Source organism: Stenotrophomonas sp. Sm10, assembly GCF_030985515.1.
Classification (GTDB): Bacteria; Pseudomonadota; Gammaproteobacteria; order Xanthomonadales; family Xanthomonadaceae; genus Stenotrophomonas; species Stenotrophomonas hibiscicola.
The window spans coordinates 1-6413 of the sequence record NZ_JAPTFO010000129.1; the positions used below are offsets into that span (position 1 = coordinate 1).

At 67.8% G+C, this 6413-nt stretch carries 4 protein-coding genes; all 4 read right to left on the reverse strand.

Annotated elements, in window-relative coordinates; genetic code table 11:
- Positions 1-41: 41 nt before the first annotated feature.
- Complete coding sequence (locus O0J15_RS19965; protein ID WP_308306174.1) at positions 42-3422, reverse strand: SbcC/MukB-like Walker B domain-containing protein; 3381 nt, start codon at positions 3420-3422, stop codon at positions 42-44.
- Between the two features lie 16 nt (positions 3423-3438).
- Positions 3439-4140, reverse strand: a complete 702-nt coding sequence (locus tag O0J15_RS19970) for a DUF4194 domain-containing protein (protein ID WP_019658765.1) — start codon at positions 4138-4140, stop codon at positions 3439-3441.
- Positions 4127-5596, reverse strand: a complete 1470-nt coding sequence (locus tag O0J15_RS19975; RefSeq protein WP_019658766.1) for a DUF3375 domain-containing protein — start codon at positions 5594-5596, stop codon at positions 4127-4129. Before O0J15_RS19975 ends, O0J15_RS19970 begins: the two co-directional genes overlap by 14 nt.
- A gap of 112 nt (positions 5597-5708) precedes the next feature.
- Positions 5709-6320 (reverse strand): GTP cyclohydrolase I FolE, encoded by a 612-nt coding sequence (gene folE, locus O0J15_RS19980; RefSeq protein ID WP_004141296.1) that lies wholly within the window; start codon positions 6318-6320, stop codon positions 5709-5711.
- Positions 6321-6413: the final 93 nt, after the last annotated feature.

The following is a 6413-nucleotide window of genomic DNA, read 5'->3' on the forward strand; positions in this document are numbered from 1 at the left end:
GTGCCGGCCGCTGGCCGGCATTCCCCATACGATCGGCCGGGTCAGGCCTCGGCTTCTTCCGGTTCGTTGGCCTGCTGGCGACTGCGCTCGGGCAGCTTCAGGCGCTTGCCTTCTTCGTCGTACTCGATCAGCAACACCCCGGAGTCGTGTCGGCCGCTGATTTCGACGAAGCAGGCGCCGCCGATGAACGGTTCAAGCGTCATCACCGACTTCAGCGGGGTGGCGACCACCATCTGGAAGCCGAAGTTGTCGAAGATGTTCATCGCCAGCGCGGTGAACTCGTTGTCGGCCTTGTCGAAGGCCTCGTCGAGCACGACCGCCGCGTAGCTGGGCAGCTGGCTGTCGGCGCCGCCGAGCTGGTAGCGCAGCGCTGCCGCCAGGCAGGTGGTGGCCAGTTTCTGGCGCTGGCCACCGGACTTGCCCGCGCCACTACGGTAGATCTCGACCTGCTGGCGCGTTTCCGCATCCAGCTCGACGCCAATGAATTCCACGTGCATGCGCACGTCCAGCACCAGTTCGCGCCAGCGCTTGTCCTCGCCTTCCTGCGAGCCCAGGCGGTTGACCAGCTGGCGCAGCACGGTGAACTGCGATTCGGCCAGCTCGCGCTGCTCGGTCTGCTGCTGCGACAGCACTTCGCGCAGCTGCTGATGGAACTCGGCCACTTCCGGCAGGCGGCGGTCGCTCAGTTCGATGGTCAGCAGCGTGCCGCGGTTGAACGGTACCTGTTCCAGGCTGGCGTTCACTTCATCCAGGCGCTGGCCGATCGACTTGCGTGCCTCTGCGCTGTGCCGCTGCAGGGCCAGCAGGTTGTTCTTGCTCTGGTTCTGCAGCAGATCGAAGAAGCGCTCCTCGTGCTGCGGCAGGCCATCGCGTTCCAGGCGTTCGAGGCGGGCGAGGAAGTCCTCGGCCGAGGCCACCGAGACGGTGAAGTCACCCGACTCCTCCGGCCACTGCTGGATGAAGCGGCGGAAGCAGCCGGTCAGCTGGTTCTCGATGCGGTTGAGGTCCTGCTGCGAGGACGACAGCTGCTCGTTCAGCGCGTTGCTGACCTGGCGCATGTGCGCTTCGAGCGTTTCCAGGCTGAGCGGACCCTGCTCCTGCAGGCGCTCGGCAAGCCCGGCCTCCTGCTCCTGGGCCAGGGTCGGCAGCACCAGTGCACGGCTCTGCTGGCGGGCGCGATCGAGACGGTCGCGCTCCTTGACCAGCTGGCCGCGTTCGACGCGAACGTCCTCATAGGTGCGGCGTGCCTGTTCGATATCCGCACGCACGGCGTCGATCTGCTTGGCCAGCCTGGCGAGATCGGCGTTGCCTTCGCGCAGGTCGCGCAGGGTGGCTTCGATATCGCTCAGGCGCTGCTGCGGAGCGGCGATGTCGATCTCGTTCCAGCTGATGCTGACCAGCTCGTGGCAGGCCAGGCGGCGTTCGTTGTCGCGGTCACGTTGCCCGCGCAGGCGCGCGATGTCGGTCTCGCAGCTGGCGATGCGCTTGGCCAGTTCCTGGGCTTCGCGCTCGAAGGCACCGACCTTGTCGTGGTTGTTGAAGCCGAGGATCCAGCGGCGGCGGTCGCCCACTGCACTGCGGTCGTCCTTCTCGAAACGGTCACCTGGATGCTTGACCTGGCCTTCGCGGGTGATGCCGCGGTCGACGTTGCGCAGTTGCTTGGCATCCACGCATTCGTAGTCGAAGCGCTTGCCCAGCTCGCGGCGCAGCCAGCTTTCGAACACATGCTCGCGCAGTTCAAGCTTGTGCAGCAGCGATTTCGCCGAGGGTTCGCGCGCGAACGCATCATCGTTGCGGCGCACGCGGTAGTAGGTGAAGCGCATGCCCAGGTGAGTGCGGTTCACCCACTCGGCAACATCGTTGTAGTGCTTGTCGTCGACCAGCAGCGACAGCGCGAAACCGCCCAGCACGCGCTCGATGGCACCCTGCCAGCCCTGCTCTTCCGCGCGGACCTGGATCAGTTCACCTACGAACGGCAACGCTGCCTCGGCGATGCCGGTCTCTTCGGCCAGGCGCGCACGCAGCTTCTGCATCGGCGCCGGGATGTTGGACGGTGTGCGCTGCATCGCTTCGAGTTCGGCACGGACTTCGCCGAAACGGCGCTCGTCATCGCGCTTGCCACCGAGGCGATCACTGATCGCATCGTCCAGTGCCGAGGAGGCACGCTGGCGATCCTGCAGCTCGTTCTGCGCGCGCTCGACCAGTTCGGCGAAACCGTGCGCGTCGTCCGGCAGTTCGGCCCCCAGCTGCTGTGCCGCCTGGCGTGCCTGCTCGCGCTTGGCCTGGCGCCGGTCGCGCTCAGCTTCGGCACGACCCTGCTCGCGTTCCAGTTCCTCGATGCGCTCACCGCCCTGCTGGCGGCGCTGCAGCTCCAGTTCGGCCAGGCGCTCGGTGTGATTGTCCAGTGCAGCACGGCGCTGGGCTTCTTCGCCAAGCAGGCCGCGGTCACGCACGTCCATCTCGCGCAGGCGCGCTTCGATCAGCGCCTGGCGGCGGCTCTCGCGGAAGCTGTCGACGCCAAGTTTCAAGGCTTCGTCGTCACCGCGCCGGCGGTGCATTTCCTTCAGGTCGTTGTAGTAGGCGCGCGCCGGCAGCAGGGTTTCCACCTGGCGGCGGGCGGTGACCACCGCCTGGTGTGCGCCATCAAGCTCGGCGAAATCGCTGACCAGGCGCTCGGCGGCGTCGAAGGTCTTCGGCGTGTCGAGCATGAAGTCGCGCAGGAAGACGTTGAGGTCTCCCAGGTTCTTCGCCGACTGCGTCTTGTGCAGCAGGCGCAGCGCCATCTCGTTGTCGATGCCGAGCAGGTCGCGGAAGCGCTCGGCGTAGCCGGAGAAGGTGTCGAAGTGGTGCAGGTCGGACAGCTTCTGCTTGAGCTTGCGCAGGTCCAGGTCGAAGCCGCCGAGATCCTTGGCGATGTCGAACGGGCGCTCGGCGATCATGTAGTGCTTGCGCACATCGCCGGCCGAGGTGCCGTTGCCGGAGATCCAGAGCAGGCGCACCAGGCTGACCACGCGGCCATCGCCGGCGCGGTATTCCAGCACCAGTGCGGTCCAGGTGGCGCCTTTGCGCAGGTACTGGGTGGCGATTTCGCCGGTGCCGCTGTCCTGCTGGTCAGCCCACGCGCCACGCACGTAGGACACCAGGTTGCGGTCGCGGCCGCTGCGCTCGGCTTCACGCGCAGCGGCGTTGAAGTCGACGATGGCCGGCGGCGTCAGCAGCGCGGACATGGCATCGAGCAGGGTCGACTTGCCCGAGCCGGAGCGGCCGACAAACAGGAAGCCGCGCTCGGCGATCGGCACTTCGGTCAGGCCGTTGAAGGTGCCCCAGTTGTGCACCTGCAGGCGGCGCATGCGGAACTGCTGCAGGCGCGGGTCCGGCAGGCCTTCGTTGAACAGTGCGGGAGTGTGCTTGGAGATAGCCATGCGATGGTCGGGTCTCTCAGGCCTCGGCGGCCGGGGTTTCGCGCAGCTGGCGGTACACCGCCGAAAGCTGGGACACGTCTTCGGCGGAGAACAGCAGCTTCAGCGCCGGCGAGACTTCGTGGCGGTCATCCTGGCCGCTGAGGCGGGTCAGGATGTGGTTGTCCTTCATCTTCTGCACCGCCGAGGCAACGCGGCGGTTGAAGCCGGCGCGGTCGGTGGACAGGTTCTTTTCATAGATGGCCAGCGCTTCGGCCATCTCGGCGTCGGCGACCACCGCGCGGTTGCCGCGTGCATCGGCCTCGGCCAGCTGCTGGCGCAGGTACAGCAGCAGCACCGAGTCGATGAAGGTCAGCGGCGAGGTGCGCAGCAGCACCGGCGCATCAACGTCTTCGGTATCGGCCTGGCGGGTGAACGCCACGCCGCTGTCGCGGTCGAGCACCAGTTCCAGGAACAGGTCCGCCAGCGATGAGCGGATGGCCGCTTCGCTGCGGATCAGCGCGGGCCACAGCTTGGCGTGGCGCAGCTGGTCGATGCTGGGGCCGATCAGCAGCTGGCACAGCGCGCGGCGCGCATCCAGCGGCAGGCGCCCGGTGTCGCCGAGGTAGTACACGTCGTTGCCACGGCGGGGCTGCGCCATGGTCGCCGCCGGCTCGGCCTCGTAGGCGTCTTCCGCCACGTCGGCCTGCGGTGCTTCGATGGGATCTTCATGCCAGCTCATGGCGTCTCTCCTGGGTGAACCAAACCAGCGGGATGCGGGCGCGGCGGATCTGGCCGTCGCCACCGCGCCATTGCGCAAGCTCCTGCTCGCCGGCGACCACGTTGCCGAAACGCGTGCCCAGCGACAGGTAGCCGATGACGCTGCCGAGGCCCTGCGGCGCTTCGCGCTGCGACAGGGCCTGGGCGATGCTGAGCCGCGGCTGTGCATCGAGCAGGTCGTGCAGGTCGCGGCGCAGGGTGCGGAAGTCGATTTCGGACGAAGCGACCAGATCGCCGACGCTTTCCAGACTGATCGCGGCCGCGTCGTTGTACTCGACGTTGCCATCGACCTGGGCACTGCGCGGATCGTGCAGCTTCCATTGCGACCACGAACGCAGGCGGCTGGTGGTCAGCTGCAGGTCGCGGCCGATGCCGCGTTGTGCGGGGAACTCGTCACGCAGGGCCAGCGCTTCGGACTGCGCCTGCTTGAGCAGCTGGTTGAGGCGGCGCTGCTCCAGATAGCCACGGCTCTGTACGAAGCCGCGCAGGCTGCGCGCGAAGTGCTGCAGCACGTCGTGCACCTGGCCACCGCGCTCGAGCATGGTGCTGGTGAAGCCGCGCAGGAAGTTGCGCTCGTTGCGGTCCAGGCGCCGGGCAAAGCCACGCGCCAGCACCGCTTCCAGCGCGGCATCGAGCTGGGCGCTCTGCTCGGCGTCATTGAGCAGACGCCAGAAGGCCTGGAAGCTGCGCCCTGCATCACTCTCGCCGATCACGTCCACGCCTTCGAACAGCTGCGACAGCACGTCGCCGCGCTCGCCTTCATCGTCGATGATGCGTTCGCGGAACTCGCGGTTGAGCTGCTCGAAGTCATCGCGCACGCGCCGGAAATCCTCGGTCAGCTCGTCGGCCAGGCCGATGATCTGGCGCGCACGTTCCAGGGCGCGCTTGCCATCCAGCGCGGTGACGCGGCCGGCGCCGACGCGGGCGATCTCGGCGTCGATGCGGTCGCGCTCGTCGCGCAGCGCCGAGAGGCGGGCATCGGGGTCGGACTCGGTCTGCGCGGCCAGCTGCGAGAGCTGTTCGATGACCAGTGCCAGGCGGCTCTCGGTGGCGGCCACGCGAGCCTGCTCGAGGCCGTCGGCGAAGCGGATCGCCTGTAGCGCTGCGGTCGACAGCTCGTACTGTTCCTGGTCGGCGCCTTCGGGCAGGCGGCGCTCCAACCAGCCTTGGGCCAGCCAGTGCGCGATGTAGGCCTGCGCGGTCCGCGGCAGCTCGCGCGAGAGTTCATCGCCGGCCAGCTGGTCCAGCGCGCGCTGCAGGCGCTCGTTGAGCACCGACGAAGGCAACGTGCGCTCGCCGTCCATCAGCAGGCCCTGCAACAGGCCGATGATTTCCGGGGCATGGTCGGCGGCAAGCAGCTTCCACTGGGGCTGTTCGCGCAGGTGACGGTAACGGGCAATGCGTTCGCGATGCTTCATGCAGCGAAAAGAGTCATGAGGTCTGGTGGGGACAAGCAGCCACCCACGGCGGCTGCGTGGGCAGCCGTGGGCATGCCGGCCACCAGGGGCCGGCGCGGTGCGGGCAAGCGGCTCAGCGCTTGCCGCCCACTTCGATGAAGCGCAGGAACTCGGCGCGGGTGCGCGCGTCGTCGCGGAAGCTGCCCAGCATCTTGGAGGTGACCATGCTGACGCCGCGCTTGTGGATGCCGCGGGTGGTCATGCACTCGTGGGCGCCTTCGACGACCACGCCGACGCCGATCGGCTGCAGCACGTCCTGGATGCACTGGGCGATCTGCGCGGTCATCTTCTCCTGCACCTGGAAACGGCGGGCGTAGGCTTCGACGACGCGGGCCAGCTTGCTGATGCCCACCACCTTGCCGGCCGGCAGGTAGCCGACATGCACGCGGCCGATGATCGGCGCCATGTGGTGTTCGCAGTGGCTTTCGTACTCGATGTCACGCAGGACGATCAGTTCGTCGTAGCCGGCCACTTCCTCGAAGGTCCGCTCCATGTAGGCGCGCGGGTCGTCGCGGTAACCGCTGAACCAGTCGCCATAGGCTTCGGCGACACGGCGGGGCGTATCCAGCAGGCCTTCACGGGACGGGTCCTCACCGGCCCAGCGCAGCAGGGTGCGCACGGCATCCTCGGCCTGGTCCTGGGTCACGTCGCCCTGCGGGGCGGCCTTTTCGTTGTTCTTGCTCATTGCGTACAGCGTCCCGAACGGGGGGCGAGCATCGTACCCGACCGGGGGGTGGGTCGTCCTGTGGGGACGGTTCATCGGGGGTCGTTGTTGGCG

Bases quoted from the DNA above. Each gene is read 5' to 3' on its own strand.
- O0J15_RS19965 (WP_308306174.1), bottom strand. From the start codon at position 3,422: ATGGCTATCTCCAAGCACACTCCCGCACTGTTCAACGAAGGCCTGCCG.
- O0J15_RS19970 (WP_019658765.1), bottom strand. From the start codon at position 4,140: ATGAGCTGGCATGAAGATCCCATCGAAGCACCGCAGGCCGACGTGGCG.
- O0J15_RS19975 (WP_019658766.1), bottom strand. From the start codon at position 5,596: ATGAAGCATCGCGAACGCATTGCCCGTTACCGTCACCTGCGCGAACAG.
- folE (WP_004141296.1), bottom strand. From the start codon at position 6,320: ATGAGCAAGAACAACGAAAAGGCCGCCCCGCAGGGCGACGTGACCCAG.